The 16,243-nt window shown below is 47.0% G+C and carries 13 protein-coding genes, 1 pseudogene and 2 riboswitches; of the genes and pseudogenes, 7 read left to right on the top strand and 7 right to left on the bottom strand.

The features are described from left to right. Positions 1 to 17 precede the first annotated feature (17 nt). On the bottom strand, positions 18 to 950 hold the full coding sequence (locus ACZ5XY_RS02415) for an NAD(P)-dependent oxidoreductase (RefSeq protein WP_464742627.1): 933 nt from the start codon (positions 948 to 950) through the stop codon (positions 18 to 20). A gap of 406 nt (positions 951 to 1,356) precedes the next feature. Here ACZ5XY_RS02415 and ACZ5XY_RS02410 point away from each other — a divergent pair, with 406 nt between their 5' ends. The 4 genes from ACZ5XY_RS02410 to ACZ5XY_RS02395 all read left to right on the top strand — a co-directional run bounded on the left by ACZ5XY_RS02410 (position 1,357) and on the right by ACZ5XY_RS02395 (position 5,056). Continuing rightward, on the top strand, positions 1,357 to 2,541 hold the full coding sequence (locus ACZ5XY_RS02410) for an O-succinylhomoserine sulfhydrylase (protein WP_464743707.1): 1,185 nt from the start codon (positions 1,357 to 1,359) through the stop codon (positions 2,539 to 2,541). A gap of 75 nt (positions 2,542 to 2,616) precedes the next feature. Then, the gene (locus ACZ5XY_RS02405; protein ID WP_464742625.1) at positions 2,617 to 2,946 is read left to right on the top strand and encodes a YbaB/EbfC family nucleoid-associated protein; all 330 of its coding nucleotides are present in this window, start codon (positions 2,617 to 2,619) and stop codon (positions 2,944 to 2,946) included. Positions 2,947 to 3,098: 152 nt separating this feature from the next. Then, positions 3,099 to 3,692: a recombination mediator RecR gene (gene recR / locus ACZ5XY_RS02400; protein WP_464742623.1), complete on the top strand. Its 594-nt coding sequence runs from the start codon at positions 3,099 to 3,101 to the stop codon at positions 3,690 to 3,692. A gap of 53 nt (positions 3,693 to 3,745) precedes the next feature. Further along, a complete protein-coding gene (locus ACZ5XY_RS02395; RefSeq protein WP_464742621.1) occupies positions 3,746 to 5,056 on the top strand; it encodes a ribonuclease D in 1,311 nt (436 codons plus the stop codon). Here ACZ5XY_RS02395 and ACZ5XY_RS02390 read toward each other — a convergent pair. The 5 genes from ACZ5XY_RS02390 to gcvT form a co-directional block, all read right to left on the bottom strand. Continuing rightward, on the bottom strand, positions 5,046 to 5,729 hold the full coding sequence (locus ACZ5XY_RS02390; RefSeq protein ID WP_464743705.1) for an esterase/lipase family protein: 684 nt from the start codon (positions 5,727 to 5,729) through the stop codon (positions 5,046 to 5,048). The two genes, ACZ5XY_RS02395 and ACZ5XY_RS02390, sit on opposite strands and share 11 nt — an antisense overlap. A 117-nt stretch (positions 5,730 to 5,846) precedes the next feature. Next, the gene (gene gcvP / locus ACZ5XY_RS02385; protein WP_464742619.1) at positions 5,847 to 8,744 is read right to left on the bottom strand and encodes an aminomethyl-transferring glycine dehydrogenase; all 2,898 of its coding nucleotides are present in this window, start codon (positions 8,742 to 8,744) and stop codon (positions 5,847 to 5,849) included. A gap of 54 nt (positions 8,745 to 8,798) precedes the next feature. Next, a complete protein-coding gene (locus tag ACZ5XY_RS02380) occupies positions 8,799 to 9,578 on the bottom strand; it encodes a nitroreductase family protein (protein ID WP_464742617.1) in 780 nt (259 codons plus the stop codon). A gap of 191 nt (positions 9,579 to 9,769) precedes the next feature. Further along, on the bottom strand, positions 9,770 to 10,150 hold the full coding sequence (gene gcvH, locus ACZ5XY_RS02375) for a glycine cleavage system protein GcvH (RefSeq protein WP_464742615.1): 381 nt from the start codon (positions 10,148 to 10,150) through the stop codon (positions 9,770 to 9,772). A 74-nt stretch (positions 10,151 to 10,224) separates the two neighbouring features. Then, the gene (gene gcvT / locus ACZ5XY_RS02370) at positions 10,225 to 11,385 is read right to left on the bottom strand and encodes a glycine cleavage system aminomethyltransferase GcvT (RefSeq protein ID WP_464742613.1); all 1,161 of its coding nucleotides are present in this window, start codon (positions 11,383 to 11,385) and stop codon (positions 10,225 to 10,227) included. A 124-nt stretch (positions 11,386 to 11,509) separates the two neighbouring features. After that, a riboswitch (glycine riboswitch) is annotated at positions 11,510 to 11,639 on the bottom strand. Between the two features lie 36 nt (positions 11,640 to 11,675). Next, positions 11,676 to 11,781: riboswitch (glycine riboswitch) on the bottom strand. Between the two features lie 275 nt (positions 11,782 to 12,056). Between gcvT and ACZ5XY_RS02365 the strand changes: the two genes are divergently transcribed. Continuing rightward, the gene (locus tag ACZ5XY_RS02365) at positions 12,057 to 12,881 is read left to right on the top strand and encodes a YidX family protein (RefSeq protein ID WP_464742611.1); all 825 of its coding nucleotides are present in this window, start codon (positions 12,057 to 12,059) and stop codon (positions 12,879 to 12,881) included. 109 nt (positions 12,882 to 12,990) lie between these two features. Here the strand turns inward: ACZ5XY_RS02365 and ACZ5XY_RS02360 are convergent, their stop codons facing one another. Then, positions 12,991 to 14,304, bottom strand: coding sequence for a lytic murein transglycosylase (locus ACZ5XY_RS02360; RefSeq protein ID WP_464742609.1), 1,314 nt, complete (start codon positions 14,302 to 14,304; stop codon positions 12,991 to 12,993). Between the two features lie 437 nt (positions 14,305 to 14,741). On the opposite strand from ACZ5XY_RS02360, the pseudogene ACZ5XY_RS02355 reads away from it, so the two are divergent. Further along, a pseudogene (locus ACZ5XY_RS02355) lies at positions 14,742 to 15,209 on the top strand (glycine zipper domain-containing protein); the annotation flags it as partial. Further along, on the top strand, positions 15,186 to 16,112 hold the full coding sequence (locus ACZ5XY_RS02350) for a glycine zipper domain-containing protein (protein WP_464743703.1): 927 nt from the start codon (positions 15,186 to 15,188) through the stop codon (positions 16,110 to 16,112). The pseudogene ACZ5XY_RS02355 and the gene ACZ5XY_RS02350, both read left to right, overlap by 24 nt. Positions 16,113 to 16,243 lie beyond the last annotated feature (131 nt).

Here is a 16,243-nt window from a genome sequence, read left to right as displayed (position 1 = left end):
TTGCTGGTTGCTTGGCTTTAAGCCTCAAAATCATCGCTGATTTCTTGTTGATGCCACTGTTCCAAAAATTTAATAAATTCGGAAAAATCGGCTGACCCTGCGGCTACTTGATTGCTCGCGGCGCGCATAAAGCTTGCCACTTGCGCCATCACGGGCGCAGGAAGTTTGGCTTCTTGCTGCAAATCGGTGGCAATGCCGCAGTCTTTTGCCATCAAATCTAAGGTAAAGGTCTTTGGAAAACTGCGGTTAACAATGCGGTCAGGGAAAGTAACGCTTGAGGCAAAGCTTTGACCGCTTGAATGATTAATGCAAGCAAGCGCTGCGCTCGGACTGACCCCATGCGCTTTTAATACGGACAAACCCTCGCCAAGCGCCCAACTGTTCACCGCAAATAAGGTGTTGTTCACCGCTTTGACCGCAAAGCCGCCACCGCTTTTGCCGACATGCTCAATGCGACCGGCAAAGCAATCAATGGCAGGGTAGGCGTAATCAAGCGCGGCTTTGTCACCGCCTGCCATGACGGTTAATGTTCCGTTGATGGCGCCAATGGTCTGCCCAGAAACTGGCGCGTCAATAAACTGGCAACCAAGTTCTTGCAAGATTTGTGCCGCCATTTTTGCCGCTTCTGGGACGCCACTGGTACAATCGACCCAAACGCTGCCTTTTTTTAAATAAGGCTTGGCGCGCTCGATAAGCTCAGCGGTTTGCTGACTGGTTGGCACGCAAGAAAAAATCACGTCAGCGCTGACCGCCGTTTCAAAATCGGCGGCGGTTGAGCCAAACTCGGTTTCATGCTGACGGGCTTTATCAAAACTGCGGTTCCAAACCAAAACGCTGTCAAATTTGCCAACCAAATGCCCTGCCATTGGAAATCCCATCGCGCCAAGCCCCAAAAAGCTGACGGTTTTAGGAGTTTGAATATTAGTTACGGAAGCATTTTGCGAGGTCATGACAATCCTTATCATTGGGTAAATACAAAGTTTTTTAATGAGAGCTAAGCGCACATTTCGCCAGCGCAGCTAAGCTTAACAGGACTTAAAGCTTGTGCCTATGGCAAATACGTTAATTTTCTTAGTCACGCTTCGCCAAAATCATTTAGAGATTTCAATCAAAGTCATAAAATTATTAATGGGGTTTCATTTGCGACCCAATGACGGCAAAATTTTGTACGTTTTAGCTGTCGCAGACTGATGCCCGTGCTATGATATTGGGCAATTATTGAACCGCTTTTTTCGCTTTATTTTTCTTTTACAACTTCTGCCGAAATTTAGGAATTTTACTTTGACTTCGCAATTTGACCCCACCCTTGATGAAAACTGGCAAAATGATGCCTTAGATTTAAACCTAGACTACGGCATGCAAACCATTGCCGTTCGCGCAGGTCAACACCGAACTGATGAGGGCGAGCACTCCGAGCCGATTTTTACCACCAGCTCTTACGTTTACAAATCCGCAAGCGACGCTGCCGCCCATTTTGATGGCACCAAAACCGGAAACGTTTATTCGCGCCACACCAACCCAAGCGTTCGCACCTTTGAGCGTCGATTGGCTGCCCTTGAAAATGGCGAGCGCGCGGTGGCAACGGCGTCGGGAATGGGCGCAATTTTGACCATGTGCTTAGCCTATTTAAAGTCAGGCGACCATTTATTGGCGGCAAATCAGCTGTTTGGCTCATCCATTGGCTTATTTAACGGCTATATGGTCAAATTTGGCGTTGAAGTCAGCTATGTGGATTGCTTTGACAACGACGCTTGGGCAGCTGCGGTAAAACCCAATACCAAAGTCATTTATTGCGAAAGTCCAAGCAATCCTTTGGCGCAAATTTGTGATATTGGTTTTTTAAGTAAGCTTTGCCGCAAAAACGGTATTTTACTGGTTGTGGATAACTGCTTTGCCACTCCTGCCATTCAACGACCGCTTGATTTGGGCGCGGACATTGTCATTCATTCAGCGACCAAATACATCGACGGTCAAGGTCGGGTTTTAGGCGGCGCGCTCGTTGGTAGCGATGCGCTGATGCAAGAAGCGTTTACCGTAGTTCGCTCAGGAGGCATCAGCTTAAGCCCGTTTAACGCTTGGGTCATGACCAAAGGGCTTGAGACGCTCAAACTACGGATGCGCGCTCATTGTGACAATGCCAATAAAGTCGCTGAATTTTTGGTCAATCATCCCCGTGTTAGCCACGTTCATTTTTCAGGATTGCCAAGCCATCCCTCGCATAAACTTGCCGAACAGCAAAATCATATGCCAAATGCCTTTGGCGCAATTTTAGGTTTTGAAGTCAAAGCTACCGATAAATTGGATGAAAAATCCGCCGCTTGGCAAGTCATTGATGCCACCAAAATGATTTCAATCACCAATAATCTAGGCGATGCCAAAACCACGATTACCCATCCGGCAACGACGACGCATTTTCGCTTAACCCCTGAGGCGCGCCTTGAAGCGGGCGTGGGCGATGGTTTAATTCGCTTGTCGGTTGGTCTTGAGGACGCGGACGACATCATTAAAGATTTGGCGCGCGGTTTAGACAGATTGGCTTGAGCGCGTTATAATTGAGCGTTTTTAGTTGATTTATATTCCTTAGTTACTAAAATTAATTATTAAAAAGAGAGCATTATGAACATTCAAGCATTGATGCAGCAAGCCCAAGCGATGCAAAAAAAGGTCGAAACCAACGTTGAGAGCGCCAAAAAATCGCTTGCCAACAAAGAAGTCCACGCCGAAGCCGGAAGCGGTTTGGTAAAAGTGACCATGACCGGTCGCCACGTGGTCAAACGTATCAGCATCGACCCAAGCTTATTAGAAGATGAGCCGGACATGATTGAAGATTTGATTGCTGCTGCCATTAACGACGCCGTTCGCCAAGCGGATGAATTGTATGAAGAAACCATGGCAGGAGCGACCGCCGGCATGGGATTACCACCAGGAATGCAAGGCTTGTTTTAATCGCCAATTAAGAGCGATTTAACACGATTTTTAACGTAAAATTTGGCAATCAAGCAAGCCGTTTTGGGGTTGTTATTTGCGTGATTTGACCCCATTTTTAAGGTTAATCCGTGACTTTTCATGGTAAATTTTACCAAAAAAAGGATGTCCAATTGCTTACTGCCAAATTTGACCAACTGGTCAATCAGCTTCGCGTTCTTCCTGGGGTCGGTCAAAAAAGTGCCCAACGCATGGCGCTGCACTTATTGACCAAAAAGCGCCCGCAAGGCATTGCCTTAGCCCACGCTTTAGATGAAGCCATGCGCGGCATCAATGAGTGTCAGCGCTGCCATAGCCTAAGCGATGAGGCGATTTGTCCACTTTGCCAAGACCCAAGGCGCGACGATAGCCAGCTTTGCGTCGTTGAAACGGCAGCGGACGTGATGGCAATCGAGCAAACTGCCAATTATCGCGGTCGCTATTTTGTGCTCGGCGGTCATTTATCGCCGATTGATGGCATCAGCGCCGACGATTTAAACATCGACCAACTGGTTCATTACGTCACTCAAATGCCGATTGATGAGCTGATTTTGGCAACGGGAACGACGGTTGAGGGTCAAACGACCGCGCACTTTATCAGCGAAGCGGTCGGTCGGCATGTTAAGAAGGTCACAAGGCTTGCTCAAGGCGTGCCGATGGGCGGTGAGCTTGAATATCTTGACAGCATGACCCTTGGTCAAGCCCTGCAAAACCGCTCTTTTTTATAATTTCTATTGATAACTCAATTTTTTAATTTTCCCGATAACTCAGGACACCGCTTGTGACCGATGATTTAGCCAACACTGCCACCCAAAGCGCCGCGCCGTTAGCAACTTTGCAAAATTTAGAGCAACATTCAGCTACCACGACTTTAGCTGAGCCGGATATTGATGCGCTGCTGGATGTTGCTGATGATATGCCGGTCGTTTGGGTTCGTGAGCAATATCAGCTAGCGATGGTGCTTGAGGATTTGGCAACGTGCGGTCGCGTGGCGCTTGATACCGAGTTTATCAAACGCGATACTTATTACCCAAGGCTTGCTTTGGTTCAGCTAAACACCGGCAACGCCATTTATTTGCTTGATGCGCCAAAGCTGCGCCTTGCCGATTTTTGGCAATCAGTGAGCGAAGTCGATATTGCCATTTGGCATGCTTGCGGCGAGGATTTGGGGATTTTTTATTTATTGTCCGATTGTCCGCCCTTAACCAATATTTTTGATACCCAAATTGCGCTGTCGTATTTAACGGGGCAGTTGCAAATGGGCTATCAGCAAGCACTTGCCGATGTTTTGGACATGCACATTGACAAAGAGCACAGTCAGTCTGATTGGCTAGTACGCCCTTTATCCGAGGAGCAAGAGGACTACGCGATTGATGACGTTCGCTATTTGCCGGCGCTATATTTGGTGGTCGAGCAGCAGCTAAAATCGCGCGGACTTTACGATTACGTTTGGGAAGATTGTCAGCTTTATGCTGCTGAGCTTTATGACGTTCAGCATATTGAAGATGAAGACATTTATTTAGGGCTTGCCGATTATCGCTATACAGGGGAGCAGCTGGCGATTTTGCAGGCAGTCAGCGCTTGGCGAGAGGCGCTGGCAAGGGCGACCAATCAGCCGCGAACCTTTGTGATTAAAAAACAAGCCGTCCGTGAGATTATCAACGAGCAGCCAAGTAATTTGCGCGAACTTGCTCATAAAACGACGATGCACCGAAGTATGATTCGCTTATATGGTGAGGAATTATTGACCGTCATTAAAAATGCTAAAAAAATAGCCTTGGCTGACCAACCAGCTTTAATCGTCGCGCCGTATCGCTCAAAGGATAAAGCGCTTGATAATGCGGTTCAAGAGGTTATCAAAGCTCAAGCTGAAGCTTTAGGGGTTCCTAAAAATATTCTTATGCGCAAAAAATGGCTTCATGAGCTTTATGAGTTTGTTGCGCTAGATAAGGCTGATACTGAATTTCCAGAAGGGCTGTTAGGTTGGCGTCATGATTGGGTAAAATCAAAACTGCTGCCCGTCATTCAAAACCATAAATCACAGCTGCAAGCAGGGATGGGGCTTTTATCCAATCAAAATGCTAGTGGTTAAAATGACCATGTTGTAAAAAATATGCCGTTTGCATCGCCACCGTTTTATCAATGAGCATTCCGGTGTGCGATACCGGCAAAACTAAATGGTCAGCGGCGCCCTCAAGACGGGTTTCAAACAAATAAACCGTGCCGTCATGGCTGTATTGTTCGCTGAGTTGCTCAGAAAGTAGGCTTTCAGCACTTTGCTTTTTTTGATGATACTTTAAAACCAGCTGCCCCAAACCGCGCGGCTTATTTCCTGCAATCACTCCTAAGCACAATCTATCCTTATCAAACGGCGCAATCGTGCCATCAAGTGCGTCCAAATACGATTTGCCAACGAGTTTTGGCGCCAGCCGCCAAGCGTAATCCGCGCAAACGCTGCCCAAATGCGGTGAGCCAAGCGTTACCGCGCGACCAAGTTGCCACTGCGGAAACCTTGCCGCAAAATCTCGAATAATCAAGCCGCCTAAACTGTGACCAACCAAATCAAGCGCTTGATTGGGGTCATGACGGGCTTTAAGCCAATTATTTAGCTCGATACTATGAGTGATGATATTGTTTTTAAGGCTTTTATAACCAAATTGGTGCGTATAAAAGCCTTGCTGATTTAAGCGCCTTGCAAGCGGGGTCATCACCCAAGCGTTTTGATGCAATCCATGAATTAAAATGACGCGGTTTTTACTCATAATTGTCCTTTTTTCAACAGCCTTTTTATTTATCATAACAAAAATTAAATTAAAAAATAAAAAACCTTCAAGCCATGACTGACTTGAAGGCAATTTATCAAAACGTTACGTTATGCTGAATTACATATAGTTTTCGATGCCAGGGCATGAGCACATGAGGTTTTTATCGCCATAAGCATCATCAACGCGGGCAACGGTCGGCCAGAACTTATGCGCGCGAACGTAAGGTAGCGGGAAGGCGGCTTCATCGCGGCTGTACGGATGCGACCAGTCCTCAGCGGTAATCATTGCGGCGGTGTGCGGCGCGTTGACCAGTGGGTTGTCTTCACGTGACCAACCATTTTCACCAGATTTGACTTTCAAGGCTTCAGCTTTAATGGCTTTTAGCGCATCGATAAAGCGGTCAAGCTCTTCTTTAGACTCCGATTCGGTCGGCTCAATCATCAGCGTTCCTGCAACAGGGAAGCTCATGGTTGGCGCGTGGAAGCCATAATCCATCAAGCGCTTGGCAATATCACTTTCGGTGATTCCGGTTTCGTCTTTTAGTGGACGAATATCAATGATACATTCGTGAGCGACTTTGCCATTTTTGCCCGTGTAAAGCACAGGGTAGTCGTCTTTTAATTGATGGGCGATGTAGTTGGCGTTTAATAGCGCAACTTCGGTCGCCTCAAGCAAGCCATCGCGACCCATCATGGCAATATACATCCATGAAATTGGCAAAATACTGGCTGAGCCATAAGGTGCAGCAGACACGGCTGAGCAGTCTTTTGGCGCGTTAAATACCGGTGAGATAACGTGGCTTGATTTAAACGGCGCTAAATGCGACTTCATGCCGATAGGTCCCATGCCAGGACCGCCGCCGCCGTGCGGGATACAAAAGGTTTTATGAAGGTTCATGTGCAGCACATCTGCGCCAACTTCTGCAGGCTGCATGATGGCAACTTGAGCATTCATGTTGGCGCCGTCCATATACACCTGACCGCCATGGCTGTGAATGAGGTCGCAAATTTTGCGGATACCTTCTTCAAAGACGCCGTGGGTTGAGGGATAAGTAATCATGAGCGCGCCTAAGTTTTTGCTGTACTGCTCGCATTTGGCGGTCAAATCCCCAATATCAACGTTGCCATTGTCATCGGTATTGACCACGACCACTTGCATTCCCATCATCATGGCGGTGGCAGGGTTGGTACCGTGGGCTGATTTTGGAATTAAGCAAATGTTGCGGTCGTTTTCACCAAGCGATTCATGATAGCGGCGAATGGCAAGTAGCCCTGCGTATTCCCCTGACGCGCCTGAGTTTGGCTGCATGGAGATGTCATCAAAACCGGTGATGGCTTTTAATTGGTCTTGCAAGCTGTCAATCATCTCAATATAGCCGGTAACTTGGTCACGCGGTGCAAACGGATGGACGTTGGCAAATTCAGGCCACGTGATGGGTAGCATCTCGCTGGTGGCGTTCAGCTTCATCGTACAGCTGCCAAGCGGAATCATACTGCGGTTCATCGCCAAATCTTTATCTTCAAGCGATTTTAAATAGCGCAGCATTTCGTGCTCGGTATGATGCGAATTGAACACCGGATGGGTCAAAATGTCATCCGTCCGCAAGTGCTCGCTGCTTAGTGACACGCGAGCCTCATTTGGTAAATCAAAAGCTTTGTTCACAAACAATTGCGTCAGCACGTTAAAGTCAGCGGCATCACTGATTTCGCTAAATGCCACACTGATTTTGCTGTCGCCTACGCGCCATAAGTTGTAGCCAATATTATCGGCATTTTCAAAAATTTGCGTCGCCAGTTTTTCAGAGCCGCAATCGACCAATACGGTATCAAAAAATTGGTCGTGAACGACGCGAAGTTCACTGCCGCCTTCGTTTTTAATCACATCAGCAAACGCCGTTGCCATTGCATGAATTCTTGTGGCAATGCGCTTGATGCCTTCAGGACCATGATAAACGGCGTACATGCCAGCAAGGTTGGCAAGTAGCACTTGCGAGGTGCAAATATTGGAGTTGGCTTTTTCGCGGCGGATATGCTGCTCGCGGGTTTGAAGTGCCATTCGAAGCGCGGTATTGCCTTGAGCGTCTTTTGATACGCCAATGATTCGACCAGGTGCTGAACGTTTGGCTTTGTCTAAAAAGGTAAAGTAAGCAGCGTGCGGCCCGCCAAAGCCCATCGGGATACCAAAGCGCTGAGTGCTTCCAAGCGCCACATCTGCGCCCATATCGGCAGGCGACTTAAGCAGCACAAGACTCATGATGTCGCTGGCAACGCTTACGTAAGTTTTGTTTTTCTTAACTTCAGTGATGACGTCGGTTAAATCTTGAACGTCGCCTTCTTTACCCACATATTGGAACAGGGCGCCAAAATAATCGCCGGATTTGGCGGTTTCAAAATCACCAACGACCACATCCCAACCAAAATATTTGGCACGGGTTTGAATCACATCAAGGGTTTGCGGATAAACGCGCTCATCGACAAAAAAGCTATTGGATTTGCTTTTGCTCACGCGCTTTGACATTGCCATGGCTTCAGCAGCGGCGGTCGCTTCATCAAGCAATGACGCTCCTGCAAATTCAAGACCAGTGAGGTCAATACAAACCTGCTGAAAGTTGAGCAGGGCTTCTAATCGACCTTGAGAAATCTCCGCTTGGTATGGCGTGTAAGCGGTGTACCAACCCGGATTTTCAAGGACGTTGCGCTGAATGACCGCCGGCATACGAACCGGCGCGTAGCCTTGACCGATGTAGCTTTTGTTTACGGTTACGTTGTCTGCCATGGCGCGAAGTTTGGCAAGCGCGGCATGCTCGCTCATCGCAGGTGGCAAGTCCAACTCTTTATGCAGTCGGACGGCTTCTGGAACGGTATCATTAATAAAGCTTGCCATATCGTCATAGCCGATGGCGCTGAGCATCACCGCTTGATGAGCTTCGTCTGAGCCTAAATGACGATAGACAAACTCTTTTTCATTAAATAAGCCTTTGAACGAGTCAAAGTCAGGGGCTTTTGCAGTGGTCATAAAAATCCTTGTAAAAATAAAACATCAACACTCAACGATGAGGCATTGATTCAATCAAACGTGAAATACAAACTGTCTTGAAGTGATTCGAAACTGGTCGTGATAAATGCCGTTGTCCGCACGCTTGCCGGCAGCAATCATCATCACGATATGATGCTCATTGCCTAAACCTAAAAGCGCTTTCATGGCAGGTTCATCAAAGCCGCCCATCGGGCAGCTGTCAAAGCCGTGCGCTCGCAGTGCCAGCATTAAGTTTTGAGCGGCAAGCGCCGTATTGTTGGTTGCCCAATTTTTAACCTCATCAAAGGTATAATAGGGTGATTTTATTGGTTTAAAACGCCGAATGGTTTGGGTCGCACCCCATTTTGCAAGCGACATGACACTCAAAGGTCCTCGAAAAAACTCCAGTGGCACAAGCTTATTATAGTAGTCTTTGACTTTTTTGGGCGGCGGCTTGATGGGATACTCATTTAAGAGGCGTTTGGCATTGTCCTGCCAAGTATCGGTTCTTGCCACCACCGCAATCAGCCTTGCTGCAGTTTTTGCCGCGTTTTGATTCATGCAGTTTTTGATGGCGCAGGCGCGATTGTCAGCGCTATCAATAACGTAAAACTCCCACGGCTGTAAATTGCTTGAATTGGGCGCAAGCATAGCAAGGCGCAGGCAATCTTGCATGACCGAATCAGGGATTGGCGTTTTGGTAAATTTGCGGACGGCGCGGCGCGACTCAATCACTTCGCGAAAAGCATCAAGATGCACATTGTCATTTTGAACGCAGACCTCAAAGTCCTGACCTTTTAAGGTAGGCGTAAGGCGGCTGTCATCAGGACTCATAACTCACTCCGCGATAATAAAACGCTTAAGTAAATAGTGAATGGTTAGGCTATGACAAGAAGGCTTAGCGCAATGCTTGCTGACAAACATAACGCCAGTTTGACGGATTAGCGCAGGCAAATACTATTCTTAGATACTATTTGCCCAAACTTTAATAAGACATTAAAAAAGCATGATGAAAACGATAAAACTTACAGCTCGTTTTCGTAGTCTTCAGCGCTCATTAGCGCTTCAAAATCTGCCATGTTTTCAGGCTTCATTTTAAAGAACCAACCATCGCCGTATGGGTCAGAGTTGATGATTTCAGGGTCATCTTCTAAGCTTTCGTTAATGGCAACCACTTCGCCGCTGATAGGCGCAAAAACGTCAGAAGCCGCTTTTACTGATTCGACCACCGCGATTTCTTCATCAACGGTGATGTTGTCGCCAACGTCTGGCAAATCAACAAAAACCACATCGCCAAGCAAGTCTTGAGCGTGGTCAGTGATACCAACAGTAATCGTACCGTCGTCTTCTAAACGTAACCACTCGTGGCTTGCAACATATTTAAGGTCGGCTGGGATATTGCTCATGGGGGGCTCCTTTAAGGATAAAGAGAATAAAAAAAGTCAATCCGTGCAATCAAAATTTTGATTAGCGGGATCAATTAGTCAAATTGCTGCTTGCCGTTACGAACAAAAGGCAAATCAATCACGCGAACATCAACAAACTTGCCTTTACCGCGTAAATCAATCTGAACGCTGTCGTCTTTGGTGACGTTGGCAGGAACGCGGGCAATAGCGATAGAGTTTTTCAAGCTTGGTGAAAATGTACCACTGGTGATAATGCCGGTTTGCTCATTTTCCGTACCTTGATTGATGGTCACGGTCATGCCCTCACGAAGGACACCGCGAGCGGTCATCAAAAGCCCGACTTGCTTCATTGCCGTATTGTTGTCTTGTGAGGCTTTGCGGTTGTTAACCAGTGCTTCACGACCGACAAAGTCGCGGTCATCTTTGAGCGCCAGTGTCCAGCCCATGTTGCACTCATAAGGGCTGACATTGTCATCCATATCATGACCGTAAAGGTTCATGCCAGCTTCCATTCGAAGCGTATCACGAGCGCCAAGTCCAGCAGGCTTCACGCCGTTTTGTTTTAATAGTTCAAAAAATTCAGGAGCAGCTTCGTTTGGCATGATGACTTCAACGCCATCTTCACCGGTGTAGCCTGTTTTGGCAACAAACCAGTTGTCACCTTCAATATTGCTCAAATCTGCCCCAACAAACGGCTTTAACCCGTCAACCGTTTCTTTCCATTCAGGCTTGGCTTGGGTCAATTTTGCAATGGCATTTGGACCTTGAACGGCAATCATTGCCAAGTCTAAGCGCTCATTTAAGCTTACCTCAAAGTCTTTGGCGACTTTTTCAAATTGCGCCATGTCTTTGTCGCGAGTGGCGGCGTTTGAGACAATGCGGTACGCTGTTTCGTCTTCGTTTGACAAATAAACGATTAAATCATCAATAATGCCGCCATTATCGTTGAGCATGGGCGAGTAAAGCGCTTTACCAACGGTTTTTAATTTATTGACATCGTTTGCAAGTAGCTTTTGTAGCCAAGCTTTGCTGTCTTTGCCGGTGACATCGACCACCACCATATGTGACACGTCAAACATGCCGGCATCAGTTCGGACAGCTTCGTGCTCATCGATTTGCGAGCCATAATGAATCGGCAATTCCCAGCCTGAAAAATCGACCATCTTTCCGCTGCTGTCGACATGAGACTGATAAAGGGGCGTGCGCTGTGGGGCAGGGGTAGAAGCTTCCGTCATAACAAATCCTTATGGCAATCTTAAGAGCGTAGTCAGCTTTGATTGTGTCAAGGCGCTCAAATCGGCGCAAAATAGTCCAAAAAAAATAAGCCAAAAGCCAAGCCGATGCTCAATCAGCCCATCTTTTGCCCTATCTGTCCTTTAACCTGAGATTTTCAATACCCTTGATACTACCAAAAAATAGGCAGTCTTTCGAGTGGTATTTTCTTCCCTTCGGTGGGTTTCGTTTGAAACCACTCTCCAGATTGGTGTTGCCATAAAAAAATGCAGAAAATAAGCTGCATTGGCAAAGGGTAATTTCAGTCCGGTGACCTGAGCGATTGTTAGGGTGATTGCGCCTTCGGTGGTCTTATCTTTTTTTAAATAACAGATAAAACGCTCTCCTGAAAAACCGCATTTATTATGAAAGGTTCGCGCCTTTTTTACAAGCTGTTCGGCGCGTTAATGGCAATAATTTTACCAATTTGCGCTTTATCAGTATTCTCAAAGATATAATTTGCGGTTTCTTGGCTGGTTGGTATGAATATAATTTTTGAATGATTATCATTTTAACTTTAGGATTGATGCTAAGATAGGAGTTGTGCCAGTTGGTGATTTTATCATAAGTAAAATAGGTAAATGACGACTCGGTTAGCGAATATGAGTCGTTGATGGGACAAGGAGGTCGTATCATGCCAATAGCAAATAACAGTCCAAAACAGGCAGCAGCCACTAAAAACAATTCAGCGGTTGTAAAACCATCAAAAAAGAATGACATGCAAGCTACTCAAGCTTGCCAACAAACAAACTCACTACCTTTTGCCAAATCAGCCGTGATTGGGGTGTCCATTGCTGCCATTTTAACTGCCTCAGGTTGCGCCACCAGTGCCTTACTTGAAGCTGACCGGCAGGCGACCAAAACGGTACGAACAGTCATCAGTGAAGACAATATCGTTGCCTTTGGTCGACCAGCGCAAAGTCTGCCCAATCTACCCAGTGCCAGCATGGTGATTGTGGGCTATAACAACAGCTATGTTTTGACCGATGGTGGTCAGCAAATGACCACGCTATTGACCAATTTGACGCCAAAAAATATCCAAGTGGATAACGATATGGCGTTTTTAGTGCCTAACAATGATGGTCATTTTCAAGGAACGATGAAGCTGTCGTATGCCAAATTAAAAGATGAATTTAGTCGCCGTGATTATCAGTTTTTTTTGCAAAATGGCGGCAAAGATTGCACTACCACCAGTGATGAGCGCATTTTGGCGCAGCGCTTTTGCTTTAGCGTTCCGGTTAAGGGTGTTATTTATCCACCTGTAAATAACCTAGCCATGATTCAAAGTCAGTATCGGCAATTAAGCCGACCTTACTTGGTGAGCTTTTATACGATGACGCTGCAGCAACCAGCGACAAATAATAAAAGTGGCGCGCAAAAGCTGGTGCTACTGCCTTTTGCCTTGGCATTTGATGTGATTACCTTTCCGCTGCAAGTGCTAGAAGGGGTGGCAAATTAAATGCTGAGCTAATATAAAAAAGCCCTTTATTTTAGGGCTTTTTTTGTAAAAATTGACTTTTTTGCTCTTGCCAATAGCGGCTAAGAAAAAATGGCAACCGCCATGGCGCTCACCAAGAAGTCAAGGCCGCTGCGCTGCGCTGAGAGATAAAGCCATCAGGGATTTGACCGTTATCTGCCTGCCAACGCTGAAAGGCTTTTTTGGTGTTGGTGCCAATGATGCCGTCCGCGCCTTTGGTGTCGTAGCCAGCTTGGGTCAAACGGTTTTGTAGCTGCGTGACCTGACTGGTTGACAGCGGTCGCTCGTGACGTGGCCACGAAGTGCGCAGTCCTGATTGACCGGCAATGGTGCGACCTAATAAGCTGACCCCAAGCGCGTAGTTTGAGGAGTTGTTATACACCTTAATCACATCAAAATTTGGACTTAAAAGTAGCGCAGGACCATCTTTACCGGCAGGAAGCCAAAGCTCCATTTGGGTATTGGCATTTAAAAACACATCATCAATGGTGTCAACGCCAAGCGCCGCCCATCTTGCTGCAGGAAGTTTTGAGCCTACGGTTGAATAATCAAAACTTGGCGGCAATCTGACTTCATAAAATGGCGCAAGGTCACGAACCCAGCCTGACTTGCTTAAATAGTTGGCGGTGGAGGCAAGGGCGTCTTGAGTGGACCATGGGTTTTTATGACCGTTGTTGTCGCCATCAACGCCAAATTTAAGCCAAGTGGCAGGAATAAACTGCGTTTGACCCATGCCTCCTGCCCAAGAGCCATCAAGCTGTGACCACGGCACATCGCCGCGCTGAAGCAAGGTCATCAAAGCAAGTAATTGCGATTCGGCAAACTCACGGCGGCGACCATCATAAGCAAGACTTGCCAACGCGCTTGGCAAATAGCTGTTGCCCGTGACCGCGCCAAAAGACGATTCCATACCCCAAATTGCGGCGATAATCTCAGCATTGACGCCGTATTGTGATTGCAAGCTATATAAATAAGAGCTTTGCTCAGAAAACTTGCGGCGACCGGTGCTCACTCGACCATCAGAGGCAGCAGAATCGGCATAATCCCAAGGCATCTTAGAAAACTCGGGCTGACCTGAATCTAATGAGATGACCTGCTGATTTAAAGTCGCTGACGCCAGCAAGCGCTGAACTTCGGATGGGCTTTGTCCTGAGGCAATTGCCCTACGGCTAAAGTCTGCTTTCCAGTCTTCAAAGCTTGAGTAATAAGTCTTTGGCTCAGGCTTTGGGGCGGGCGTGGCAGGCTTTACCACCACGGGTTTTGGTTTTTGAATGGTTTGGCTTTCTGTAACTTGAACGTTGGCGTTACGAACCGGCTTTTGGGGCACTTGGGTTGGCTGTTGGCTTGCGCATCCTGCTAAAAACAAAACGGGAAGTAGAGCAAGATAAAGAGGTGTTCTCATCATAAATATCTCAGGTCACAATTTGCAATTTAAAACAATGACATCTTAAACCCATGAAACTAAAAGTTACATCCATTTAACGATGGTCGTTAGGTTAACAATAATTTTTTATAAAGTCGATGATTGACTAACAATTAATTTTTAAAATTAACCGCTTGCGCTTTTTTTGACAACTAGTTTTGCCTTTTGATTAAAAGCAAAACTTTGTCAGTTTTACTACTAGATTTTAGTTAACAATATAATGCAATCGCGTAACTGCATTTACGCAACTACTATGTTAGCTATAGCGACTTGCCACAAACTTATAATGAGATACTGCTATATTAAACCGTGTTCCAGACGATTGCTCTTTTAAAGTAGGCGTTGGCACAAGATTGAAGTAAATCCTGTAAATAACTTAGAAAACTATAAAATTCAAAAATTTAGAAGGATAAAATATTATGGATAACAAGCATAACGTAGCTCACGATAATAACGCTGATCCTATCACTGGTGAACCGGGCTCGCACCCGATCGGAACGGCTATTGGTGGTACAGGTGGCGCGGCAGCAGGCGCAATGATTGGCGCAGTTGGTGGTCCACTTGGCATGCTTATTGGTGGCGCGATTGGCGCAGTTGTTGGGGGCGTTGCAGGCAGCTCAGCCGGCGAAATGCTTGATCCAACCGTTGAGTACGATTACTGGCAAGAAACGCACACCACCAGACCTTATTATAACGCTGACTACAGCTATGAGACCGATTATCACCCTGCTTATGCCGTAGGTTACGCTTCACGAGTTCATTATCCAGAAGGAACGCGATTTGAAGATGCAGAATCAGATCTTGAGCGCAAATGGAACGAAGTGAAAGGCGCTTCAAAAATGACGTGGCTACAAGCCCGTGATATGGTTCGTGATGGTTGGGACAGAACCGATGCTCGAATGGCAGGAAGAGCTTACGAGCCGCGTGAATATCCGCATTATACCAATACAACTGAGCGTCACCATGTGGCAGGTGTGGTTCATGATGATGAAGATAAGCCGCATCCAGTGGCTACTGGAACGGGCGCTCTTGGTGGGGCAGCCGCAGGGGCAGCAGTAGGTTCAGCAGCAGGTCCTGTTGGCACAGTAGTAGGGGGTGCAATTGGTGCGATGGCCGGAAGTAAAGTCGGTCACGAAGCCGGCGAAATGGTCAACCCAACTGACCCTCAAGAAGCCCACGAAAAACCGCATTCCATGGCAAGTGGTGCCGGAGCTGTTGGCGGGGCAGCCGCAGGCGCCGCCGTAGGCTCAGTTGCTGGTCCCGTCGGGACAGTGGTAGGTGGTCTTGCCGGTGCAGCCATGGGCGGCGCAGGTGGTCAAGAAGTTGGCGAAGCAGTAAACCCAACTGACCCAAATGAGACTCAAAAAGAGTCAAACCCAGTTGCTAGCGGAACTGGAATGGTTGGTGGTGCTGTAGCAGGAGCTACTTTGGGCGCCGCAGGGGGTCCTCTTGGGTCGCTGGCAGGCGGTGCCGTTGGTGCAGTGGTAGGAGCAAGCGCCGGAAATGCTCTTGGTAACGCTTTTGAGGGCAATACTGACGAAGACAATTATTGGCGATCACAGTATACGACGACGGCGTATTACAACCCAAGTTATGATTATGATACCGACTACCGTAATGCTTATTCTTATGGCTATGCCCAGCGCAAACGCTACGGTCGCGACCAGCCATTTGAAGTGATTGAAAGTAGCCTTGCAAATGATTGGGATAATCATCGTGGTGAGTCGCGATTGACTTGGGAAGAAGCGCGACCTGCTATCTATGATGCTTGGAATCGCCCCGTTTATTAAACCAAAGTGCTAATAAGTAGAGTTAAATCACTTTGATAAAATCAGCCGCAATTTGTGGCTGATTTTTTATGGCGCATTTAAATCTTTAACTCATCCATAAAAAAAGGCATCTTATAAGATCCTTTCTTGCT

This window comes from Psychrobacter sp. GTC18467, assembly GCF_055397455.1.
The sequence above is the reverse complement of the archived record's forward strand: the minus strand, read 5'-3'. Positions and strand labels throughout refer to the sequence as shown.

Excerpts from the sequence above, each read along its gene's own strand:
- ACZ5XY_RS02365 (WP_464742611.1), top strand. The coding sequence starts at position 12,057 with ATGCCAATAGCAAATAACAGTCCAAAACAGGCAGCAGCCACTAAAAAC.
- ACZ5XY_RS02410 (WP_464743707.1), top strand. The coding sequence starts at position 1,357 with ATGCAAACCATTGCCGTTCGCGCAGGTCAACACCGAACTGATGAGGGC.
- ACZ5XY_RS02415 (WP_464742627.1), bottom strand. The coding sequence starts at position 950 with ATGACCTCGCAAAATGCTTCCGTAACTAATATTCAAACTCCTAAAACC.
- gcvT (WP_464742613.1), bottom strand. The coding sequence starts at position 11,385 with ATGACGGAAGCTTCTACCCCTGCCCCACAGCGCACGCCCCTTTATCAG.
- ACZ5XY_RS02360 (WP_464742609.1), bottom strand. The coding sequence starts at position 14,304 with ATGATGAGAACACCTCTTTATCTTGCTCTACTTCCCGTTTTGTTTTTA.
- gcvP (WP_464742619.1), bottom strand. The coding sequence starts at position 8,744 with ATGACCACTGCAAAAGCCCCTGACTTTGACTCGTTCAAAGGCTTATTT.
- ACZ5XY_RS02405 (WP_464742625.1), top strand. The coding sequence starts at position 2,617 with ATGAACATTCAAGCATTGATGCAGCAAGCCCAAGCGATGCAAAAAAAG.
- ACZ5XY_RS02350 (WP_464743703.1), top strand. The coding sequence starts at position 15,186 with ATGGTTCGTGATGGTTGGGACAGAACCGATGCTCGAATGGCAGGAAGA.
- ACZ5XY_RS02380 (WP_464742617.1), bottom strand. The coding sequence starts at position 9,578 with ATGAGTCCTGATGACAGCCGCCTTACGCCTACCTTAAAAGGTCAGGAC.
- gcvH (WP_464742615.1), bottom strand. The coding sequence starts at position 10,150 with ATGAGCAATATCCCAGCCGACCTTAAATATGTTGCAAGCCACGAGTGG.